Source organism: Agromyces sp. NPDC029043, assembly GCF_055564615.1.
In genome coordinates, this window is record NZ_JBVHVX010000004.1 from 180,937 (window position 1) to 202,175 (window position 21,239).

Here is a 21,239-nt window from a genome sequence, read left to right on the forward strand (position 1 = left end):
TCCGAATGTCCGCACCCCGCACTCCCGGCCGTCGGTCCCGGCGCGCCCGTCGCACCCGGCGCACCGCCGCGGTCCTCGCCGGCGGCCTGACCGCCGCCCTCGCGCTCGCCGCGTGCACCACGCCCGCACCCGATGACGACGCGAACGTCGAGTGGGAGCTCACGACCACGACCGACGCGCCATCCGGCGACATCGACTCGTTCTCGTGGGTGAGCTACGCCGAGCCGTACTCGCTCGACTACGCCTACGCGTTCGACTACGCCGACAACCAGGTGCTCTCGAACGTGTGCGAGTCGCTGCTCCGGTTGAACCCCGACTACACGCTCTCGCCGGGTCTCGCCGAGTCGTTCGATCACCCGACGCCCGAGACGTGGGTCTACACGATCCGCGAGGGCGTGACCTTCCACGACGGCACGCCGCTGACCGCCGCCGACGTGGTCGCCTCGTTGAGTCGGCACCTCGATCCGGCGGTGGGGTCGTCGTGGTACTCGGTCTACCAGAACGTCGTCTCCATCGAGCAGACCGGCGAGCGCGAGGTCACCGTCACCGAGGCGCTTCCCGACTCGCAGTTCAACCTCGCCATGGGCGGGTCGGCCGGCGTGGTCGAGTCGGCCGCCACCCTCGAGGCCGCGGGCGCCGACTACGGCAACTCGACCGGCGGCGTGAACTGCACCGGCCCCTTCTCGCTCGAGGAGTGGAAGTCGGGCGAGTCCATCACCCTCGCCCGCTTCGACGACTACTGGGACGACTCCCTGCGCGCGAGGTCGGGCGAGGTCGAGTTCATCTTCATGAACGACTCGACCGCGCGGGTCAACGCGCTGAAGTCGGGCGAGGTCGACGGCGGCTGGATGATCCCGTTCGACGCGATCGGGCAGCTCGAGACATCCGGTGCCGGCGACGTGCACTTCGGCCTGAGCACCGCGGTCTCGAGCCTCATCGTGTCGAACCTCGACGGGCCGCTCGGCGACCTGCGCGTACGTCAGGCGTTGCTCATGGCGCTCGACCGGCAGGGCGTCGTGGATGCCGCGGCGAAGGGCTACGGCGACGTGACCGATGCGCTCACCACCGAATCGGTGTGGGTCGGCGCGAGCGACCCGGCGCTCGAGTCGGCGTTCGGCGACCTGGCCGAGTACCCGTACGACCTCGAGGAGGCCAAGCGACTCGTCGAAGAGGCCGGTGCCGTCGGCGAGGAGATCACCTACGCGACCGCGCCGATCGGCAGCGACTTCAACCTCATCGCGCAGGCCACGGCGGCGGCGGCCGAGTCCATCGGCCTGAAGGCCACGATCGAGACGGTGACCCCGAACGCCTACACGGCACTCTTCTCCGACCCGAGCGCGCGCGAGGGCATCGACCTCTTCTACACGGTCTGGTACCTCTCGAGCCCCGATCCGCTCGAGATGTACAGCGTGCTGCGCACGGGCGAGTTCAGCAACTACGGCGGATGGAGCGACCCCGAGTTCGACCAGGTGGTCGACGAGGCGATCGCGATCGACGACCCGGCTGCGCGCTCGGAGCAGACGGCCGAGGCGCAGCGCATCGCGAACGAGCAGCTGCCGTGGCTGCCGCTGTTCACGAGCCCCATGCCGGTGTTCGTCGGGGAGCGGATCACCGGCGTCGCGCCCTCGATCGCGTTCCTCTACTACCCGTGGGCGGCGACCGTTGGCGCTCGCTAGTCCTCCGGCGCCCGCCGCCGCGGCGAAGCCCGGGGGAGCGCGGTCGGGCGGGGAGTGGGCCGGTGGGGCCGCGCTCCGGCGGGTGGCCGGCAAGCTCGGCGCGCTCGCCCTCACGCTGTTCCTCGCGTCGCTGCTCGTGTTCTTCTCGCGGTTCCTGGTGCCGGGCGACCCGGTGTCCTTCCTCCTGCGGGGACGGAAGCCGAGCCCGGAGGCAGTGGCGCAGGTCACCGCCCAATACGGGCTCGACCTGCCGCCGTGGCAGCAGTACGTGAACTGGGTCACCGGGATGCTGCAGGGCGACTTCGGCCGTTCACTGCAGTACCGGCAGGATGTCGCGACCGTCATCGGCGAGCGGCTGCCGGTCACCCTCGGGCTCGTCGTGATGGCGGGCGCGATGATCGCGATCGTCGGCCTCGTCGCCGGCGTCGTCGCGGCGCTCAATCGCGGGCGGGCCCTCGACCGGGCCGTTCTCATCGGACTCACGACGCTGGGCGCCATCCCCTCGTTCGTCGGCGCGATCGTGCTCATCGCGCTGTTCGCGGTGCAGCTCGGCTGGTTCCCGTCGTTCGGATCGGGCGACGGCGGGCTCGACACGGTGTACCACCTGGTGCTGCCATCGATCGCACTCGCGATCGTGTTCGTCGTGCTCGTGGGCAAGGTCACGCGCTCGTCGATGGTCGACCAGCTCGATCGCGAGCACGTGGAGGTCGCGACGAGCCGCGGCCTCACGAGGGCGACCGTCGTGCGCCGCCACGTGTTCCGCAACGCGATCGGGCCGATCCTGACCGTGAGCGGCCTGCTCGTCGCAGGCCTGCTCGTCGCGAGTTCGATCGTCGAGGCCGCCTTCGGGCTCGCGGGCATCGGATCGCTGCTCGTGCAGTCGGTCGACCGGCTCGACTTCCCGGTCGTGCAGGCGATCGTGCTGCTCGTCGTGACGGCGTTCGTCGTGGTGAACGCGATCGTCGATCTCCTCGAGCCCTGGGTCGACCCGCGATCGGTGGCGGGAGCGGGTGCCCGATGACCGCCACGCCGACCCTCGCCGTCGAGGTGCTGCGCGCTCCTCGCGTCCGCCGCGCGAACACCACCTTCGTCGTGAGCGTGGGCGTCGTCGCGGTGATGACGCTCGCCGCGATCCTCGCCCCGCTCGTCGCACCCTATCCGCCCGACCAGGTCGACCTCGGCGCCGTCCATGCCGGACCGAGCGCCGCGCACTGGCTCGGCACCGATGCGCTCGGTCGCGACCTGCTCAGCCGGCTCATCTTCGGCGCGCGCACCGCGCTGCTCGGGCCGCTCCTGGTCGTCGTGAGCTCGACCGTGCTCGGCATCCTGCTCGGGCTCCTGGCCGGATGGCGCGGCGGATGGCTCGACGCCGTGCTCGGCCGCGTCTTCGACGTCGTGTTCGCCTTCCCGTCGCTGCTCATCGCGATCATGGCCGTCGCGCTGTTCGGCAAGGGACTCGTCGCCCCGGTCATCGCCATGAGCATCGCCTACGCGCCGTTCGTCGCGCGGCTCACCCGATCGCTCGTCACGGCCGAGCGCAGCCGCCCGTACGTCGCGGCCTACCGGGTGCAGGGCTTCGGCGGCGCGTGGATCGCGTTCCGCCGCGTGCTGCCCAACGTGACCCCGATCGTCGGGGCCCAGTCGACGCTGAACTTCGGGTACGTGCTCGCCGAGCTCGCCGCCCTGTCGTTCCTCGGACTCGGCGTCCAGGCGCCGACCGCCGACTGGGGCGCCATGATCAACGAGGCGCAGGCCGGGCTCATCGGCGGCTACCTCCTCCCCGCGATCGTGCCGGCCGTGGCCGTGGTGATCGTGGTCGTCGCCGTCAACGTGATCGGCGAAGAACTGTCCGACCGCATCGGAGGCGAGATCCCCGCATGACACTCCTCGACATCGACGGGCTCACCCTCGACCTGCCCGACGGCACCCGGCTCCTCGACGGCATCTCGCTCGGCGTCGACGCCGGGGAGACCGTCGGCCTGGTCGGCGAGTCGGGCTCGGGCAAGTCGCTCACGGCTCGCTCCGTGCTCGGCCTGCTCCCCGATCGGGCCACCGCGGGAGGCTCGGTGCGCCTCGACGGCCGTGACGTGCTCGGCGCCTCCCGCCGGGAGCTCCTCGAGCTCCGGCGTCGTTCGGCGTCGATGGTCTTCCAGGACCCTCGCGCGGGGATCAATCCGATGCGCACGATCGGCGACCACCTCACCGAGGCCATGCGCCTCGCCGACGGCCGGCCGGCGGCGGAGGCTCGTGCCCGCGCGATCGAACTCCTGGGGGCGGTGCGGATGCCGCGTCCCGAGGAGCACCTGCGCCAGCACCCGCACGAGCTCTCGGGAGGGATGCTGCAGCGGGTCATGATCGCCGGCGCGCTGATGGGATCGCCGCGGCTGCTCATCTGCGATGAGCCGACGACCGCGCTCGACGTGACCACGCAGGCCGAGATCATCGGCGTGCTCGCCGAGCAGTGCGCCGAGCGCGGGATGGGCATGCTGTTCATCACGCACGACCTCAACCTCGCGGCATCCCTCTGCGACCGCATCGTCGTGATGAGCGGGGGCCGCGTCGTGGAGTCGGGCGGCGCCCGCCGCGTGCTCGGCGACCCGCAGGAGGCGTACACGAGGCGGCTCGTCGCGGCCACCCCGACGATCGGCGCTCGAGCGTCGGGCGACGACGGCGTCGCGCCGCGGGGCACGGATGCCGCGGCCGCGCGATCCGCCGCGCTCGAGCCGATGCTCGTGGTCTCGTCGCTGTCGAAGACGTACCACCCGCACGGCCGGACCGCCGTGCGCGCGGTCGCGGACGCGTCGCTCGCGATCCCGCGCGGCGGCGCGCTCGGCGTGGTCGGCGAGTCGGGATCGGGCAAGTCGACGCTCGCGCGCATGATCGTCGGCCTCGAGCAGGCCGACGCCGGCGACATCCTCGTCGGCGGACGCGACCGCACCGCCGCCCCACGCACGCGCGCCGAACGGCTGGCGCACGCGCGCTCGGTGCAGATGGTGTTCCAGGACCCGTACCTCTCGCTCGACCCGAGGATCGCCGCGGGCCGCGCGATCGAGGACGCGCTGCGGCTGCACGCTCCGCTCGGCACCAAGGAGGCGCGCACCCGCGTGCTCGACCTGCTCGACCAGGTCGGCCTCGACGAGCGACACGCGCAGGCGCGTCCGCGCACCCTCTCCGGCGGCCAGCGCCAGCGCGTCGCCATCGCGCGCGCCCTCGCGATCGAACCCGACCTGCTCGTGATGGACGAGGCGACCAGCGCCCTCGACGTGTCGGTGCAGTCGCAGGTGCTCGACCTGGTGGCGCGGATCCGCCGCGAGCGCGGACTCACCGTGCTGTTCATCAGCCACGACCTCGCCGTCGTGCGACGAGTCTGCGACGAGACGGTCGTGATGCGGCACGGCGAGATCGTCGAGCGCGGAGCGACCGCCGCGCTGCTGCGGGCGCCGGCGCACGAGTACACGCGGCTGCTGCTCGACTCGGTGCCGCGCCCGCAGTGGGACCGCGTGCCCGCCGGCGCGGCGTGAGCGCGCGGTCGCGCCCGGCGCGGATCCTGCTCGTGCGGCACGCGGAGAGCCTGCTGAACGCGCTCGGCCGGGTGCAGGGTTGGGTGGACGCGCCGCTCACCGCGAACGGCCGCGACGAAGCGGCCCGTCTCGGTCGCCGCCTCCGCGCCGAGGGAGTGCGGCCCGTCGCCGTGCACGCCGCCGACGGCGTCCGGCACCGGGAGACGGCCGGGCTCGCCGCGGCCGCCGCCGGCGTCTCGATCGACCTCACCGTCGACCCGAGGCTTCGCGAGGTGGGGTTCGGCGCCTTCGAGGGCGCGCCGAACGCCGAGCTCTGGACGGCGCTCGGCGAAGTGGATGACGCCGAATTCGACCTGCGCCGGCGGCTCGCGCGGCTGCCGGCCCTGAGCCTGGTACGTGGTCACGCGGCCGAGTCCCCTGAGGCCGCGCGCGATCGCATGGTCGAGGCGCTCGACGCACTGGGGCGCACCACCTCCGGGGCAGGAGGCGGCGACGTGCTCGTCGTCTCGAGCGGGATCAGCATCATGCTCGCCCTCGAGGCGTTCGGAGCCGACCCGTGGATGCTGCGCGGCGGCATCGGCAACGCCGCGGTCAGCGTCGTGCGCTGGAGCGGCGAGGTGTGGGATGTCGAACGCGTGAACGACGCGGCGGCGCCCGTCGTCGCCGGGAGCTGAGCCCGGAGGAGGACCGACCGGACGTCGGTGTCGACCCCGTCCTCGACGCGCGAACGCCTCCGGTACGCGGGGTACCGGAGGCGTTCGCGGGGTGGGGACCGGGGTGGGTGCCGGCGCGCAGCCGCTCAGGGCACGCGGTCGATCCGCAGGTCGAGCCCGGCGAACGAGACGCCGCCGTCAGGCGTGGTCCAGGCCCGCGTCGACGACTGGCGTGCCAGCGTGGTGCGGAACTGCGGATCCTCCTCCAGGGTCGTGCCGCTGGCCGTGCGGGCCTGTGACGCGACCGTCTCGCGCGCGAGGTCTCGGAGCGAGTAGGCGCCGCCCGCGCCCGAGGGCGAATCCCAGATATCCTGGCGCTCGGACACGGGGTCACCGGTCGGCCGGACGGCGACGGCGCCGTCGGTGGGGAGCGCGAGGCCCCGGCGGAGGTTCACGCGGTCGCCCGCGGTCAGGTAGCTCCAGCGCACCCCGGTCACGCCCGAGTCGGTCTCGCGCGCCTGGCCCAGGTCGAGCAGCGACGCGCCGTGCTCGCCGATGACCCGGCCGACGCCGGTCGTGCGATCGAGCACGACCGCGGTCGTCTCGTCCACGCCCAGGATCAGGTCGTGGCCGGTCTCGAGGCCGAGCTTGACGGCACGGGCCTGACGGCCCCAGGTCGTGAAGTGGCTATCGAGCTGGACGCCGTCGACGAAGCCGAGGCCGCCGTACGGGAGGTAGCCGAGTTCGGCCGGGTCCTCGAGGTAGCCGGGCGTGGCGCCGTCGCGCCAGGCCTCGTACGACTCACCGCCGGTGATCATGTCGGGCCCCTGCTGGATCGTCAGTCCTGCGCTGACGCCGGCCACCACGCCGCGGTCGGCGGCCTCGCGGAGCGCGGTCATGACGGGCGTGTCCGCGCACGAGGTGTACGCCTCCTCGGCTGCCGGCGCGCAGTCGAGCAGCGTGCGGATGTAGCGCATCTGGTCGCCGCCGCCGAAGAACACGCCGGTCGCTCCGGCGATCGCGTCGACGACCGACGGGTCGTCCGCCCGATCCGGGCGGTACTCGTCGCCGTCGTAGTCGACCGCCGCGTCGACGGGCACCGCGTACGTGTCGGCGCCGTACTGCTCGAACAGGTCGGCGTAGTAGAGGCCGTTCGCCGCGGCGTTGTTCAGCGTCGGGTCGGCGGCCTGCTGCGGGGTGCGCGCCGTCCGTGCCGCCGCGGTCACGATCGCGATCCGGGCGGTGGCCGGTCCGGCGCCGTCGGGGTCGGCCAGATCCACGATCGCGCGGAGGATCTCGGGGTGCTCGGAGAGGTTCCCGCCGATGAGCACCGCGTGCGGCCGGGGGCCGTCGGCGGACGATGGGGCGGCGACGGCCGGTGCGGCAGCGAGCAGGGCGACGGCGGTGCCGACCGCGCCGGCCATGAGGTGCCGAGGGAGAGTTCGCACGATTGCCTCCTTGGAATGTGCGTTACAAGAACGGGGCAGACGACCGTGATGCTAACGCACGATACGACGGGGCGGAAGACTGGAGTCGCACGAGCGACTCACTCGTTCCGTTGTTACAGATTGATCACGCACTGGCAATTCTGGAACGGATGTTACATACTCGGTCCTGTTCGGATCTCACCGCAGCGATCAAAGGACTCCCACCCATGACTGCTTCCTCCCCGCTCACCCGCCCGGCCATCGCCGCGGCGGGCCTCTCCGGCATCCTGCTCCTCGCCGCCTGCAGCGCCCCCGGCTCGGCGTCCGAGGGCGGCGCGGCCGCGTCCGACGGCGCCGTCGAGGTCGCCGGCATCGAGATCGCCGTCGACGAGGCCGCCGCCGAGCTGCTGCCCGCCGAGATCGCCGAGGCCGGCTCGGTCAAGGTCGCGACCGATGCCCCATATGCGCCGTTCGAGATGTTCACCGAAGAGGGCTCCGACGAGCTCACCGGCGTCGACGTCGACCTCGGGCACGCCATCGGCGCGAAGCTCGGCATCGACTTCGAGTTCGAGCAGCAGGCGTTCGACGGCATCATCCCCGCGCTCCAGGCCGGCAACTTCGACGTGACCATCACCGCGATGACCTCGAGCGTCGAGCGCATGGACGTGCTCACCTTCGTCGACTACTCGGCGTCGGGCACCGGCATCCTCACCTCGGCCGGCAACCCCGAGGGCATCGAGGGCTACCTCGACCTCTGCGGCAACGCGGTGGCAGTGCAGGCCGCGACGAGCCAGGTCGACCTCGTGAACGAGGTCTGGCAGGCCGAGTGCGAGGCCGAGGGCCTCGACCCGATCGAGCTCTCCGAGTTCCCGTCCGACGCCGACGCGCAGCTGGCCATCACCAGCGGCAAGGCCGTCGCGTCGCTGCTGACCAAGCCGAGCGCCGGCTACGTCGCCAAGACCACGAACGACGGCGAGACCTTCGAGGTCGTCGAGGACCCCGAGGCCCCGAACGGCTACGACGCGACGCTCAACGGCATCGGCGTGCTGAAGGAGAACGGCGACTTCGCGAAGGCCATCCAGGCGGCGCTCCAGTCGCTCATGGACGATGGCACGTACGAGGCCATCCTCGACCAGTACGGCGTGACCGGCATCGGCATCGACGAGGCCACCATCAACGGCGCCGCCGACAGCGAGTGACCATCCTCCGCACGATCGGAACGGAAGAAGCACCACCCATGACCGCAACGCAGCCGTCGGCCACGACGGCGCCCGGGGGGCCCGCCGGCCCTCCGGGCGCCGCCCGCCCGGAGCCTCTCGTCGCCGTGCCGGTCCGCCACCCGGGCCGGTGGATCGCCGCCGTCCTGGTCCTGGTGGTCGGCATCGGATCGATCGTCTCGATCCTGCAGAACCCGAACCTCGACCTCGAGACCGTCGGCGAGTACCTCTTCAAGCCGCTCACCATCAACGGCGTGCTCATCACGCTCTGGCTCACCGCCGCCTCCATGGTCCTCGGCGTGCTCGGCGGCATCGTCGTCGCAGTCATGCGCCTCTCGGCGAACCCGGTGCTGTCGATCTCGGCGATGCTCTTCATCTGGGTGTTCCGCGGCACGCCGCTGCTGCTCCAGCTGATCTTCTGGGGCTTCATCGGCGCCTTCATCCCCAAGATCGTGATCGGCGTGCCGTTCACGTCGATCGAGTTCTGGTCGTTCACCACGAGCGACCTCATCCCGGCCACCGTGGCCGCCCTGCTCGCGCTGAGCCTCAACGAGATGGCGTACGCCGCCGAGATCGTGCGCGCGGGCATCCAGTCGGTCGACCACGGCCAGACCGAGGCCGCGCACTCGCTGGGGATGTCGCCCGCGAAGACCCTGCGCCGCATCGTGCTGCCGCAGGCGATGCGCGTGATCATCCCGCCGATGGGCAACGAGACGATCACGATGCTCAAGAGCACCTCGCTCGTCGCGATCGTCGCCGGCGACGACCTCATGTCGAACATCCGCGAGGCGTACACGCAGAACTACAAGATCATCCCGCTGCTCATCGTCGCGGCGATCTGGTACCTCGCGCTCACCTCGATCCTCGCGATCCCGCAGATGTGGCTCGAGCGCCGCTACGGCCGCGGCTTCTCCGGCGTCCGGCCCACGATCGGATCGCGCGTGTCGACGTTCACGCAGAGCATCGCGCTGCCCACCCGCGTCCGCGGTTCGCGCGCGTCGAAGAAGGAGTCGGCCTCATGACCGCCACCGTTCCGCAGCCGGCGCCGCTCGCCGTGGCATCCACTCGCCCCATGGTCGAGGCCGTCGACGTGCACAAGCGCTTCGGCAGCGTGGAGGTGCTGAAGGGCATCACCATGTCGGTCGAGCGCGGGCAGGTCGTGTGTCTGCTCGGCCCGTCGGGCTCGGGCAAGTCCACCTTCCTGCGCTGCATCAACCACCTCGAGCAGATCGACGCCGGGCTGATCCGCGTCGCCGGCGAGACGGTCGGCTATCGCGAGCGGGACGGCCGGCTCTACGAGCTGCGCGAGCGGGAGGTCGCCGCGCAGCGCCGCACGGTCGGCATGGTCTTCCAGCGGTTCAACCTGTTCCCGCACATGACGGCGCTCGAGAACGTGATCGAGGCGCCCGTGCAGGTCGCGCGGCGCTCGAAGGCGGATGCCAGGGACCAGGCCATGCGACTGCTCGCCCAGGTCGGACTCGCCGAGAAGGCCGCCGCGTATCCCGCGCAGCTGTCGGGCGGCCAGCAGCAGCGCGTCGCGATCGCGCGTGCGCTCGCCATGGAGCCCGAGGTGATGCTGTTCGACGAGCCCACGTCGGCCCTCGACCCCGAGCTCGTCGGCGACGTGCTCGACGTCATGCGCGGGCTCGCGGACAGCGGGATGACGATGATCGTCGTCACGCACGAGATCGGCTTCGCCCGCGAGGTCGGCGACGTGGCCGTCTTCATGGACGGCGGCGTCGTCGTCGAGGCCGGCGACCCGTCGCAGGTGCTCGGCGACCCGCGCGAGGAGCGCACCCGCTCGTTCCTGTCGAAGGTGCTCTGAGATGGCGGTCAGCCGAGCGGATGTCGCATCCGCCGTCGCGCCGACGACCGACGAGCTGCGCCGTGCCGCGCGATCGGTCGATGGCCGGTTCCGCGCCGACCTCGCGCAGCTCGTCGGCATCGACTCGGGCTCGCACGACGCCGACGGCGTGGACCGGGTGGCCGCGTGGGCGGCCGCAACGCTCATCCGCGACGGCTTCGAGGTCGCGACCGTCCCGACGCCCGAGCGCGACCGGCGACGCTACGGCCCCGTCGTCCTCGGCCGGAAGCGGGGTACCGGCAGCCGTCGCATCGTGCTGTTCGCCCACATGGACACCGTCTTCCCCGCGGGCACGGCGGCGGAGCGGCCGTTCCGCATCGACGGCGACCTCGCGCGCGGTCCGGGCGTGTGCGACGATGCGGCCGGCATCGCCGCCGGGATGGCGGCCGCGCGGGTGCTCGACGCCGTCGGCTTCGACGGATACGGCGAGCTCGTCCTGGCCCTCACGCCCGACGAGGAGGTCGGATCGCCCGCGAGCCGCGACCTCCTCGCCGAGGTGGTCACTGGGGCGGATGCCGCGCTGTGCCTCGAGTGCGCGCGCGAGAACGGCGACCTGGTGGGCGCGCGGAAGGGCGTGGCCGACGTGCTCGTGACGATCAGTGGGCGCGCGGCGCACTCCGGCGTCGAGCCCGAGCGGGGCATCAACGCGGCCGTCGAGGCGGCGAGGTTCCTCCTCGACGTGCAGGCGATGTCGGGTTCGCAGCCCGGGCTCACGGTCAACGTCGGCCGCGTGACCTCCGGTTCGCGACCGAACATCGTGCCCGACTCGGCCGAGCTGCACGTCGAGGTGCGCGCCGCCGGCCTCGCCGAGCTCATCGGCACGCTCGATGCGATCGACGCGCGAGCGCGCCATCCGTTCGTCGACGGCGCCCGGATCGACGTGACCCGGCTCGACGTGTGCCCGCCGCTCGAGCGGACCGCGACCGACGGGCTCGCCGCGCTCGCCGCCGAGGTGGGCGAGCGGCTCGGCGTCGCGTTCGAGGTCGCAGCCACGGGCGGCGCGTCCGACGCGAACTTCGTGGCCGCGCTCGGCGTTCCGACCCTCGACGGCCTGGGCCCCGTCGGGGGCGGCGACCACGGCGTCGACGAATGGCTCGACCTCGCGAGCGTTCCCGACCGGGTCGCGATGCTCGCCGGGCTCGTCGCCGCCGTCGCGGAGGGCGAGTCGGTACGGTGAGTGCGGAGGAGGCGCTGATGAGTGCGACTGAGGCACCCATGCCCATGGCGGAGGCGATCCGCCGCGGCATGGCCGACTGCAGCCCTGCGGAGCGCAAGGTCGCGCGGGTCCTGCTCTCGTCGTACCCGTCGGCGGGATTCGAGACGGTCGCCAAGCTGGCGGCGCGCGCCGGGGTCAGCGGGCCGACCGTGCTGCGGTTCGCCAACCGGCTCGGCTACCGCGGGTTCCCGGACTTCCAGCAGGCGCTCCGCGACGACCTCGACGAGCGGTCGGCCTCGCCCATCGAGCTGTACGACCGCAGGCAGGGCGAATCGGCGCCCGACGAGTCATCCGGCCTCGCCCGCGCCGGCGCGATCATGCGCGACACGCTCGACCGGACGTTCGCGGCGCTCGCACCCGACGAGTTCGAGCGGGCCGTCGAGATCCTGTGCGCGCCGCGCAGCCGCGTGCTCGTCGGCGGCGGGCGGTTCAGCGGGCTGCTCGCCCGGTTCCTCGCGCAGCACCTGCAGCTGCTGAGGCCCGGAGTCGCGCCGCTGCCCGAACACGACGCCGGGCGTGCCGAGGCGGTGGCCGGGCTCCACCGGGGCGACGTCGTGGTGCTCTTCGACTACCGGAGGTACGAGGAGCCGACGCGCCGGCTGGCGGCGGCGGCGAAGGCGCGACGCGCCTCGGTCGTGCTCTTCACCGACGCCTGGCTCTCGCCGATCTCGAGCGACGCCGACGTCGTGCTCCCGAGCGAGACCGGATCGCCCTCCGCGTTCGATGCGATGACCCCGGTCCTGGCGCTCATCGAAGCCGTGATCGCCGAGTGCTCCGAACGGCTCGGCGAGGCGGCGTCGGCGCGCATGCGCGAGGTGGAGCAGGCCGGGCGCGACCTCGACCTGTACTGACCGGCGGTCGGATCACGACGCCGCGGGGTCCGACGGGTCGCTCCGGCCGAGGTACTTCTTGATGCAGTGCACCGCGCCGAGGTTCTCGGCGAACGGGTGGAAGTCGGCGAGCAGCGTCGCCTCGAACCCGAGGTCGGTCCACGCCGCGAGGTTCGCGGCATCCGTCGCCTGCAGCTCGGGCCACGCCCCGAAGCCGTACGCCGGAAGCCAGACCCGCTTGCGCACGTCATCGATCTCGACGAGCGCGTTGTTCGCGGTCGCGAAGTACCAGTACCTCGTCTTCGAGCGGATGTCGTCGACGTAGACGAGCGGCAGGGGGTTCCGCAGCACGGCGAAGCCGGCGTCCGCGAGCGTTCCCGCGATGTCGTCGAACACCTCCTGCATCGCGTGCGGCCACGGATCGACCCCGAGGATGCGCGCGGCCAGCCCCGGATCGCCCACGAACACCCGGTACCGGCCGTCGGGGCCGCGCCCGGCGAGCGAGAGGAACATGTCGATGTGGAAGAGCGGCTGCACGGTGCCCGGTCGATTGCCCAGGTGGAGCACCTCGGTCCACGGCTCCCCGCCGAGCTCGAAGGCGCGCTCGGTCTGCGACGGCACCGGAACGGTGCTGCCGACGTACGCGAGCATCCGGTCGGTGTCGAGGTGCTCGCCGTACAGGCGGCGGACGGCCTCCTCGGGCGTCTCGTCGGGATCCGGCAGGAGGACCCGGTCGACGTACGCGAGCGTGTTCGCCGGGTAGTCGGCGCCGATGAGCCAGAACGCGTCGCCGATGAGCACGTTGCCGCCCTGGAAGTACAGCGGCGTCTGGGCGTGCTCGACGTCGGCCCGCCGTGACACGGCGTCGGCGATCAGGGAATCGCCGTACCGCGGGAACGAGAACGGCTCGAGCAGGAACGTGCGGCGGGTGTCGGCGTCGACCGCGGCGACGTAGCCGTCCTCGGCCCACACCGAGAAGTGGACGTGGTCGGGCATCACCGCGAGGGTCGGCCCCGGTCGGCCGGCCTCCGCGAACAGCGCGGCGACCTCGTCCTGCACGGAAGCGTGCGCGACCACGACGAACCCGACCTCGTCGGGGAGCTTGCGCAGCAGGTCGACGTAGGCGGCGCGCAGCGGATTGTCGTCGCCGTGGAACACGTACGCGGGCAGCGTGAGCAGCATCCGCTCGAAGGCGCCGTGCGCGCTCGACACCAGGGTCGGGGCCCGCGGGCCGAGGTCGCCGGCCTCGGCGAGCAGCTCGGCCGTCGCATCCACCCGGCGCGCATCCCAGTCGCCGTCGGCGAGCGTCCGCCTGACCAGCGCGTCGACGACCGGATAGTGTCGCGCCCTGAGTTCCGGTTCGTCCGACATCGCACCCTCCCACCCGATGACCCGGCGAGTCACCTCGCGTCAGGCAACCAGCCGGTGCTCGCTCGGTGGAAGACCCCGTTCGAGGGAATTGCGCACGCGCCCCGGACAGGCCGGTGCCCCGAGCCGAAGCCCGGGGCACCACCGTTCCGTCCAGCAGGCGACGATCCGGGGAGGGGACACCGAGTCGCCGTCTCCGGCTGGTCAGATGCGCTGGGGCAGGATGTCGAACGCCACGCGCCCGTCCTCGCCCACATGGGCGTCCAGCGTCTTGTCGTCGAGCGCCTGCGCGGCATCCTCGGCGAGGTAGACGCGCGCCCCCGCCTGCTCGACGATCGCGTCGCGCTCCTCCGGCACCGGGGCGATCTCGACCGCGAACTCCGTCCGCCAGTCGCCCTGGGTGTCGATGCGGAGGCCGGACCCGGCAGGCGCGTCGCTGCGGTCGACGATCTCCTTGACGACCGTGCTGGCCGTGTCGGTGAGTGTCAGCATCGCTTCCTCCTTCATTCGAGTGCGGTCACGAGCCATCCACCATTCCGAACGGGTCGAGACGCTGCCACCCCCTTGCAGTCCGCGAACGGATGGCGCACACTTGGCGCCCCTCGGCCGGCGCGGCTCCGCGCCATCCGCTCGCTCACAGGCAGGCGGACTACCCTGAAGCGTGACTTCCGTCGATGCCCCCGTCGAGGCCGAGGCTCCCGCCGAGCCCCCTCAGACGACGTTCGCCGACCTCGGACTCGAGGGCCCGGTCCTGAAGGCGCTCGACGACGTCGGCTACGAGACACCGTCGGCGATCCAGGCCGCCACCATCCCGACCCTGCTCGCGGGGCGCGACGTCGTCGGGCTCGCGCAGACCGGCACGGGCAAGACCGCGGCCTTCGCGCTGCCCATCCTCGCGCGGCTCGACGTGTCGCAGAAGACCCCGCAGGCGCTCGTGCTCGCCCCCACGCGCGAGCTCGCGCTGCAGGTCTGCGAGGCGTTCGAGCGCTACGCCGCGCACCTCAAGCACGTGCACATCCTGCCCGTGTACGGCGGGCAGGGGTACGGCGTTCAGCTCTCGGCGCTGCGCCGCGGCGTGCACATCATCGTCGGCACCCCCGGCCGCATCATGGACCACCTCGACAAGGGCACCCTCGACCTCTCGGAGCTCAAGTACCTCGTGCTCGACGAGGCCGACGAGATGCTCAAGATGGGCTTCGCGGAGGACGTCGAGACGATCCTCGCCGACACCCCCGACGACAAGCAGGTCGCGCTCTTCTCGGCGACCATGCCCGCGATGATCCGGCGGATGTCGCAGCAGTACCTGCACGATCCGGAAGAGATCACGGTCAAGACCAAGACCCAGACCTCGGCCAACATCACGCAGCGCTACCTCGTCGTCTCGTACGCGCAGAAGGTCGACGCGCTCACCCGCATCCTCGAGGTCGAGAACTTCGAGGGCATGATCATCTTCGTCCGCACGAAGAACGTCACCGAGGAGCTCGCCGAGAAGCTGCGGGCCCGCGGCTACGAGGCCGCGGCGATCAACGGCGACATCGCGCAGGCGCAGCGCGAGCGCACGGTCAACCAGTTGAAGTCGGGCAAGCTCGACATCCTGGTGGCGACGGATGTCGCGGCCCGCGGCCTCGACGTCGAGCGCATCAGCCACGTCGTGAACTTCGACATCCCGACCGACAGCGAGCCGTACGTGCACCGCATCGGCCGGACCGGCCGTGCGGGCCGCACGGGCGACGCGATCAGCTTCGTCACCCCGCGCGAGCGTGGCCTGCTCGCCCGCATCGAGAAGGCCACGAAGCAGCCGATCACGCCGATGCAGTTGCCGAGCGTCGAGGACGTCAACGTCACGCGCCTCGCGCGCTTCGACGACCGCATCACCTCGGCCCTCGGCCAGACCGAGCGCATCGACGGGTTCCGCGACATCATCGCGCACTACGTGCGACACCACGACGTGCCCGAGGCCGATGTCGCGGCCGCGCTCGCCGTGGTCGCGCAGGGCGAGTCGCCGCTCCTGCTCGAGCCCGAGCCCGAACGGCCGGTGCGGGAGCGGTTCGATCGCGACCGGGCCGATCGCGCGGACCGCGGCGAGCGGGGCGACCGGGGCGACCGGCCCGAGCGGCGCCCGCGCCCGAACGCGAAGCCGATGGCGCAGTACCGCATCGCCGTCGGCAAGCGACAGCGCGTGCAGCCGCGCCAGATCGTCGGCGCGCTCGCCAACGAGGGCGGCCTGCAGCGCGACGACTTCGGCGCCATCCAGATCAAGTCCGACTTCTCGCTCGTCGAGCTGCCCGCCGACCTGCCGGCCGATGTGTTCGACCGGCTCGCCGGAACCCGCATCTCTGGTCAGCTCATCGAGCTGCGGCCCGATTCAGGCCGTCCACGGCGGCGCTCGTGGGATGACGCCGACCGCCGCCCCGCGCGTCGCCCGCGGGATTACGGCGACGACCGCGGGGCGAGCCGCGACGACGCTGGGGACCGCGGCCCGCGCGACGACGACACGCCGTATCGCAAGCCGCGCCACTCCAAGCGCTGACCGCGCTCGCCGCGGCCGCCGTGGCCGCCGCTCCGGCGGCGAGCCGGCGCGAGAGTATGCCGATCGACGTGATCGGCGCGCGCTCGGCGACGTTCGGCATACTCTCGCCGGCCGGGGCGGCCGGCGGAACGTCAGGCGCGGCGCGCGAGCTCCTCGCTGCGCCAGCGTTCGTAGCGGTCCCACGGATCCTCGACGCCCGTGGCCAGTTCGGCGATGTGGCGCACGAGCGGGTCGTCGAGCCGGAACCACTCCGATCCGGGCCAGCGCGAGGCGGCGAACTCGGCGTGCCGACGCTGCTCGAGCAGCCGCCCGCCGCGCTCGAACGCGAGCACCTCGTCGTGCGGGATGACGGCGAGGCGTTGCCGCGGGTTCGATGACGTGCCGATCTTGACGCGCTCGCGGTATCGCACGTAGTAGACGACGTCGACGCGCGGCGGCGGGAGCTCGGGGTCGGGCACGTCGCCGAGCCGCCACTCGCACACGGCGCACACCCACCCCGACGGGTATCGAACGCCCACGCGCGAGCCGCACACGAGGCAGGCGCCGGGCAGCACGTCGATCACGCCCTCGTCGCGCGCCACCCAGTCGTGCGCGACGAGCAGGTGCGTCGTGCACAACCGCAGCGGCGCGTGCGGGTCGGCGGGCGCGGTGCACTGGCCGCGCTCGTCGACGGCGGTGCAGGCGGCGCCATCCGTTGCCATGCCCGCAGGCTAACCCGCACCTCCGACGCGCTCCCAGCGTGCTCCATGCTCGACGGCGCGAGTGCTGCCGGGTCAGCTGGAGAGGTTCTCGTCGAGGAAGGCGCGGACATCCGCGAGCTCGTCGGCGCTGATGCCGTGGGCGAGACCGGGGTAGACGCGCTCGACGAGCGTCGCGTGCCGCGGCAGCCACTCGGCTGTGCGTGCGACGGCGTGCGCGGCGATGACGCGGTCCTCCGCGCCGCGACCCCAGAAGACGGCGGGCCGGGATGTCTCGAGCCCGGCGTCGGCGGGTTGCGGCGCGCCGAGCACGAAGCCGCCGAGCACGACCGGGGCGAGCACGCGCGCGGGGCGTGTGCGGAGCAGCTGCGTCGCCATGAGGCCGCCCTGCGAGAAGCCGATCGGCACCACGCGGGTCGCGGCATCCAGGTGCTCGTCGACCCACGCCCAGATCGCGGCGGTCGCGGCCTCGACTGGCGCGGCGTCGGGGCTGCCCGGCGTCGTGATCTGGAACCACGCGGCACCCGGACCGGCGGGCAGCGGTGCGCGCAGCGACGCCCACGGAAGGTCGAGCCCGAGGGCGGGCATGAGGCCGGCCAGGTCGCGCTCGTTCGAGCCGAAGCCGTGCAGCAGCAGCGCGACCGCGCGTGGGGTCGCGACATCCGCGCTGCCGAGGTCGCCGGACCGGAGGTCGAGCAGCATCGTCATCGGGCCAGGAGCTCCTCGGTCGTGAGGTCGGGCAGCGCGACGGTGACGTGCGTGCCCCACGGATCGGCGACCGCGACCGAGCGGCCGTCGTCGGCGAACTGCAGGCCGCGCGACTGCAGGCGGGCGACCAGCGCGTCGAGGTCCTCCCGGCCGGGCACGGTCACCGAGACGTCGCCGAGACCGAGGCTCACCGCGCGCGGACCCGCGCCACGGCTGTTCCAGGTGTTCATCGCGATGTGGTGGTGGTAGCCGCCGGCCGACGCGAAGACCGCGCCCGGGTAGCCGGACTGCGTGGTCTCGAAGCCGAGCGCGTCGACATAGAAGTCGCTCGCGGCGGCGAGGTCGCCGACCTGCAGGTGCACGTGCCCGACCTTGCCGGCGAGTGCGGGGCCGGCGTCGACGGCCGCCTGCGTGAGGTGCTGCTGCAGGTAGGCGTTGGGGTCGAGGTAGGCGGTCGCCATGCGGATCTGCTCGCCGTCGTGGATCCACGTGCTGCGGTCGCGATCGGTGTACAGCTCGACGCCGTTGCCCTCGGGGTCGGTGAAGTAGAAGGCCTCGCTGACGAGGTGGTCGCTCGAACCGACGAAGCGGCTGCGCGGATCCTGCGCGGCGCGCAGGACGGTCGCGGCGAGGCTCGCCTTGTCGTCGAACAGGAATGCCGTGTGGAAGAGGCCAGGCTGGCGCGGGTCGACGCCCGGCAGGTCGGGCGTGTGGATGAGCCGCACGAGCGGGGTCGTGCCGCGGCCGAGCACGCGGTGCACCTCGCGGTCGCGGCTGTGCTCCTCGAGCGGCTCCATCGCGAGGGCGTTGGAGTAGTAGGAACTCATGCCCTCGAGGTCGCCGACCCGCAGGGTCACCGCGCCCATCGAGGTCGCAGGGTTGAGGATGCGCTCGTCCATCAGGAACTCCAGTCATTACTTGTAGCTACAACTTTACCTGATGGCTGCAACGGGCGCACCCTCGCCCGCATTCCAGGTCGCCGCCGGTCACTCGGCGAGCGCCTCGTCTCCTCGCGTGGACTCTCGACGGACCGTGCGCGCGAGCAGGCCGACCCCCACCGCCGTCACCACCCAGGGTGCGACGACGATCAGCGGGTCCATCCACTGGTGCGCCGTGTCGGCCCGACCCACCCCGAAACGCGAGGAGATCCCGTGCCGGCGGGCCTCGCTGAGCACGCCGGTCTGCGTGATCGGGTTGTCCGGACGGGTCGAGGCCAGGGACGCGACGTGCTGCGTGGCGGCGTCGACGCGGTCGCCGAGCACCAGCAGCAGCCAGTGCGCGGCCCGGGCCTCGCTGTAGTTCTCGTAGGCGAACCGGCGGATGGCACCGGCGATGCCACGCAGCGGGGCAGTGGTACCGAACACCGGCGGTAGCATGCCGTGCTCGATCGAACGCTCCCGAGGCTGGAGTTCGGGCTGTCGCTCGGGGAGATCCCAATGCGCGCCGTTGTCCTCCGGGGAGAGCGTCGCTTCACGAGGATACGACGGACGGTCGGCGGGGTCGAGGTCGGCACCCCAACCTGGGATTCGGCGTCGGAGCTCGTCCGGGTCGGGTCGGCGCAGGTGCGCGTCGGCGGTGTAGGGCATGGTGATCTCCTTCGTTCAGGCCGCGGTCGGAACGACGACGGTCTTGATGCAGTCGTCGAGCTTGGCCGAGAACATGTGGTAGCCCTCGGCGATGTCGTCGAGGGGGATCTGGTGGGTGATGATGTCGCGCGGCGTCAGGTAGCCGGCCTTGATGTGCTCGAGCAGACGCGGCCACTGCCGCTTGACCGGGCACTGGTTGGTGCGGATGGTGAGGCCCTTGTTCATGGCGTCACCGAACTTGACCGCGCTGAAGAGCGGGCCGTACGCCCCGACCACCGACACCGTGCCGCCCTTGCGCACCGAGTCGATCGCCCAGTTCAGCGCGACGGGCGAGCCGCCCTGCAGCTTGAACTTCGCCGAGGTGACGTGCTGCAGGAAGTTGCCGTCCGCCTCGGCGCCGACCGCGTCGATCACGACGTCGGCGCCGAGCCAGTCGGTCGTGCGCTTCATCTCCACCACGACGTCGTCGACCTCGGTGAAGTTGAGCGTCTCCGCGTGCGCGAACTCTCGAGCCTTCTGCAACCGGTACTCGAGGTGATCGATCACGATGACGCGACCCGCCCCCATCAGCCACGCCGACTTGGCGGCGAACAGGCCCACCGGGCCGGCCCCGAACACGACGACGGTATCGCCCTGCGCGATGTCGCCGAGCTGCGCACCGAAGTAGCCGGTCGGCAGGGCGTCCGTCAGCAACAGGGCATCGCGGTCATCGAGCCAGTCCGGGATGATCGAGGGTCCGACGTCGGCGAGCGGCACGCGAACGTACTCGGCCTGGCCCCCGTCGTAGCCACCGCTGGTGTGCGAGTACCCGTAGATCCCGCCGACCGCCGTGGCGTTGGGGTTGACGTTGTGGCAGTTGGAGTACAGGCCGCGCACGCAGAAGTAGCAGGACCCGCAGAAGATGTTGAACGGCACCATGACGCGGTTGCCGGGCCGGAGTCGTTCGACGGACGGCCCGATCTCGACGACCTCTCCCACGAACTCGTGGCCGAACGTCGTTCCGATGCGGGTGTCGGGGATCATGCCGTGGTACAGGTGCAGATCAGAGCCGCAGATCGCGGCGAGGCTCACCCGCACGATCGCGTCGTTCGGATGTTCGATCCGGGGGCGTTCCTTCTCCTCGACCTGGACCTTGTAGGGCCCTCGGTAGACCATCGCGCGCATCGTGGCTCCTCTCGCCTGGCGTTCACGGATGAGCGGTCAGCCCAGCACGGGGGCACGCCAGCCGACAGGGGGTTGCCATCCGGGGTGAGAAGAAGTGCGCGCAGCGCCTCAGCGGCGCGGATCGGTGCCGGGCGCGTCAGGCGGGCTCGTGGTTGCGGCGTTCGAGCTGGTAGATCGCCGCCTGCGTGCGCCGCTCGAAGCCGAGCTTCGACAGCAGGCCCGACACGTAGTTCTTCACGGTCTTCTCGGCGAGGCCGAGCTCCTCGCCGATCTGGCGGTTCGTGAGGCCGTCGGCGATGAGCGCGAGCACCTGCCGCTCGCGCAGGTTCAGCGCGCTGAACCTCGGGTCGTCGTGGTCGTCGCGCGCAGCCTGCTCGGCCACCTTCGCCGAGACCGTGCGGTCGATGAGCGTGCGCCCCTTCGCCACCGCGCGGACGTCCTCGACGATGGTCGTGCCGCGCACGTTCTTCAGCACGTACCCGGCCGCACCGGCCAGCACGGCCGACATGGCGGCGGCGTCGTCGTCGTACGCCGTCAGGATCAGGCAAGCCAGTTCCGGATGCCGCGAACGCAGCTCGCGGCACAGGTCGATGCCGTCGCCGTCGGGCAGCCGCATGTCGAGCACCGCGACATCGGGCGACGTCGCCTCGATGCGCGCCAGCGCCTGCGCCACCGTGCCGGCCTCGCCGACGACCTCGAGGTCGCGCTCGCGTTCGAGCAGCTCGGCGACGCCCCGACGGACGATCTCGTGGTCGTCGACCAGGAACACGCGGGTCATGGT

20 protein-coding genes are annotated in these 21,239 nt (G+C 72.0%); 11 read left to right on the forward strand and 9 right to left on the reverse strand.

Features of this window, described 5'->3' with window-relative positions; translation table 11 throughout:
* Positions 1-5: 5 nt before the first annotated feature.
* The 5 genes from ACZ4TW_RS07680 (at position 6) to ACZ4TW_RS07700 (ending at position 5,871) form a co-directional block, all read left to right on the forward strand.
* On the forward strand, positions 6-1,676 hold the full coding sequence (locus tag ACZ4TW_RS07680) for an ABC transporter substrate-binding protein (RefSeq protein WP_465541711.1): 1,671 nt from the start codon (positions 6-8) through the stop codon (positions 1,674-1,676).
* An 82-nt stretch (positions 1,677-1,758) separates the two neighbouring features.
* The gene (locus tag ACZ4TW_RS07685; RefSeq protein WP_465541868.1) at positions 1,759-2,697 is read left to right on the forward strand and encodes an ABC transporter permease; all 939 of its coding nucleotides are present in this window, start codon (positions 1,759-1,761) and stop codon (positions 2,695-2,697) included.
* Entirely contained in the window at positions 2,694-3,557 is an 864-nt protein-coding gene (locus tag ACZ4TW_RS07690; RefSeq protein ID WP_465541713.1) for an ABC transporter permease, read from the forward strand. Before ACZ4TW_RS07685 ends, ACZ4TW_RS07690 begins: the two co-directional genes overlap by 4 nt.
* Complete coding sequence (locus ACZ4TW_RS07695) at positions 3,554-5,197, forward strand: dipeptide ABC transporter ATP-binding protein (RefSeq protein WP_465541714.1); 1,644 nt, start codon at positions 3,554-3,556, stop codon at positions 5,195-5,197. Before ACZ4TW_RS07690 ends, ACZ4TW_RS07695 begins: the two co-directional genes overlap by 4 nt.
* Positions 5,194-5,871: a histidine phosphatase family protein gene (locus tag ACZ4TW_RS07700; protein ID WP_465541716.1), complete on the forward strand. Its 678-nt coding sequence runs from the start codon at positions 5,194-5,196 to the stop codon at positions 5,869-5,871. The genes ACZ4TW_RS07695 and ACZ4TW_RS07700 overlap by 4 nt, the downstream gene beginning before the upstream one ends.
* 125 nt (positions 5,872-5,996) lie before the next feature.
* Here the strand turns inward: ACZ4TW_RS07700 and ACZ4TW_RS07705 are convergent, their stop codons facing one another.
* On the reverse strand, positions 5,997-7,298 hold the full coding sequence (locus ACZ4TW_RS07705) for a cyanophycinase (RefSeq protein ID WP_465541717.1): 1,302 nt from the start codon (positions 7,296-7,298) through the stop codon (positions 5,997-5,999).
* A 206-nt stretch (positions 7,299-7,504) separates the two neighbouring features.
* On the opposite strand from ACZ4TW_RS07705, the gene ACZ4TW_RS07710 reads away from it, so the two are divergent.
* Genes ACZ4TW_RS07710 through ACZ4TW_RS07730 form a run of 5 tightly spaced genes read left to right on the forward strand, consistent with a single transcriptional unit; the run spans position 7,505 to position 12,425 of the window.
* Positions 7,505-8,476, forward strand: a complete 972-nt coding sequence (locus ACZ4TW_RS07710; RefSeq protein WP_465541719.1) for an ABC transporter substrate-binding protein — start codon at positions 7,505-7,507, stop codon at positions 8,474-8,476.
* A 38-nt stretch (positions 8,477-8,514) separates the two neighbouring features.
* Entirely contained in the window at positions 8,515-9,516 is a 1,002-nt protein-coding gene (locus tag ACZ4TW_RS07715; RefSeq protein WP_465541721.1) for an amino acid ABC transporter permease, read from the forward strand.
* The gene (locus ACZ4TW_RS07720; protein WP_465541723.1) at positions 9,513-10,319 is read left to right on the forward strand and encodes an amino acid ABC transporter ATP-binding protein; all 807 of its coding nucleotides are present in this window, start codon (positions 9,513-9,515) and stop codon (positions 10,317-10,319) included. The genes ACZ4TW_RS07715 and ACZ4TW_RS07720 overlap by 4 nt, the downstream gene beginning before the upstream one ends.
* A gap of 1 nt (position 10,320) precedes the next feature.
* Positions 10,321-11,535: a M20 family metallopeptidase gene (locus ACZ4TW_RS07725; RefSeq protein ID WP_465541725.1), complete on the forward strand. Its 1,215-nt coding sequence runs from the start codon at positions 10,321-10,323 to the stop codon at positions 11,533-11,535.
* A gap of 17 nt (positions 11,536-11,552) precedes the next feature.
* The gene (locus tag ACZ4TW_RS07730) at positions 11,553-12,425 is read left to right on the forward strand and encodes a MurR/RpiR family transcriptional regulator (protein ID WP_465541727.1); all 873 of its coding nucleotides are present in this window, start codon (positions 11,553-11,555) and stop codon (positions 12,423-12,425) included.
* 12 nt (positions 12,426-12,437) lie between these two features.
* On the opposite strand, the gene ACZ4TW_RS07735 is transcribed toward ACZ4TW_RS07730, so the two are convergent.
* On the reverse strand, positions 12,438-13,775 hold the full coding sequence (locus tag ACZ4TW_RS07735; protein WP_465541729.1) for a hypothetical protein: 1,338 nt from the start codon (positions 13,773-13,775) through the stop codon (positions 12,438-12,440).
* 201 nt (positions 13,776-13,976) lie between these two features.
* Positions 13,977-14,264, reverse strand: coding sequence for a hypothetical protein (locus ACZ4TW_RS07740; protein ID WP_465541731.1), 288 nt, complete (start codon positions 14,262-14,264; stop codon positions 13,977-13,979).
* A gap of 169 nt (positions 14,265-14,433) precedes the next feature.
* Between ACZ4TW_RS07740 and ACZ4TW_RS07745 the strand changes: the two genes are divergently transcribed.
* Positions 14,434-16,302 (forward strand): DEAD/DEAH box helicase, encoded by a 1,869-nt coding sequence (locus ACZ4TW_RS07745; protein WP_465541733.1) that lies wholly within the window; start codon positions 14,434-14,436, stop codon positions 16,300-16,302.
* Between the two features lie 131 nt (positions 16,303-16,433).
* Here ACZ4TW_RS07745 and ACZ4TW_RS07750 read toward each other — a convergent pair whose 3' ends face one another.
* From ACZ4TW_RS07750 to ACZ4TW_RS07775, 6 genes are all read right to left on the reverse strand, one after another.
* Entirely contained in the window at positions 16,434-17,003 is a 570-nt protein-coding gene (locus ACZ4TW_RS07750) for a GIY-YIG nuclease family protein (RefSeq protein ID WP_465541735.1), read from the reverse strand.
* Positions 17,004-17,075: 72 nt separating this feature from the next.
* Positions 17,076-17,708 carry an alpha/beta hydrolase gene (locus tag ACZ4TW_RS07755; RefSeq protein ID WP_465541737.1) on the reverse strand — a complete coding sequence of 211 codons (633 nt, stop codon included), beginning with the start codon at positions 17,706-17,708 and terminating at the stop codon, positions 17,076-17,078.
* Positions 17,705-18,607 carry a VOC family protein gene (locus ACZ4TW_RS07760; RefSeq protein ID WP_465541739.1) on the reverse strand — a complete coding sequence of 301 codons (903 nt, stop codon included), beginning with the start codon at positions 18,605-18,607 and terminating at the stop codon, positions 17,705-17,707. Before ACZ4TW_RS07760 ends, ACZ4TW_RS07755 begins: the two co-directional genes overlap by 4 nt.
* Positions 18,608-18,694: 87 nt before the next feature.
* Positions 18,695-19,294 (reverse strand): hypothetical protein, encoded by a 600-nt coding sequence (locus ACZ4TW_RS07765; RefSeq protein WP_465541741.1) that lies wholly within the window; start codon positions 19,292-19,294, stop codon positions 18,695-18,697.
* A 15-nt stretch (positions 19,295-19,309) separates the two neighbouring features.
* Positions 19,310-20,458 carry a zinc-dependent alcohol dehydrogenase gene (locus ACZ4TW_RS07770; protein WP_465541743.1) on the reverse strand — a complete coding sequence of 383 codons (1,149 nt, stop codon included), beginning with the start codon at positions 20,456-20,458 and terminating at the stop codon, positions 19,310-19,312.
* Between the two features lie 136 nt (positions 20,459-20,594).
* A complete protein-coding gene (locus ACZ4TW_RS07775) occupies positions 20,595-21,236 on the reverse strand; it encodes a response regulator (RefSeq protein ID WP_465541745.1) in 642 nt (213 codons plus the stop codon).
* Positions 21,237-21,239 lie beyond the last annotated feature (3 nt).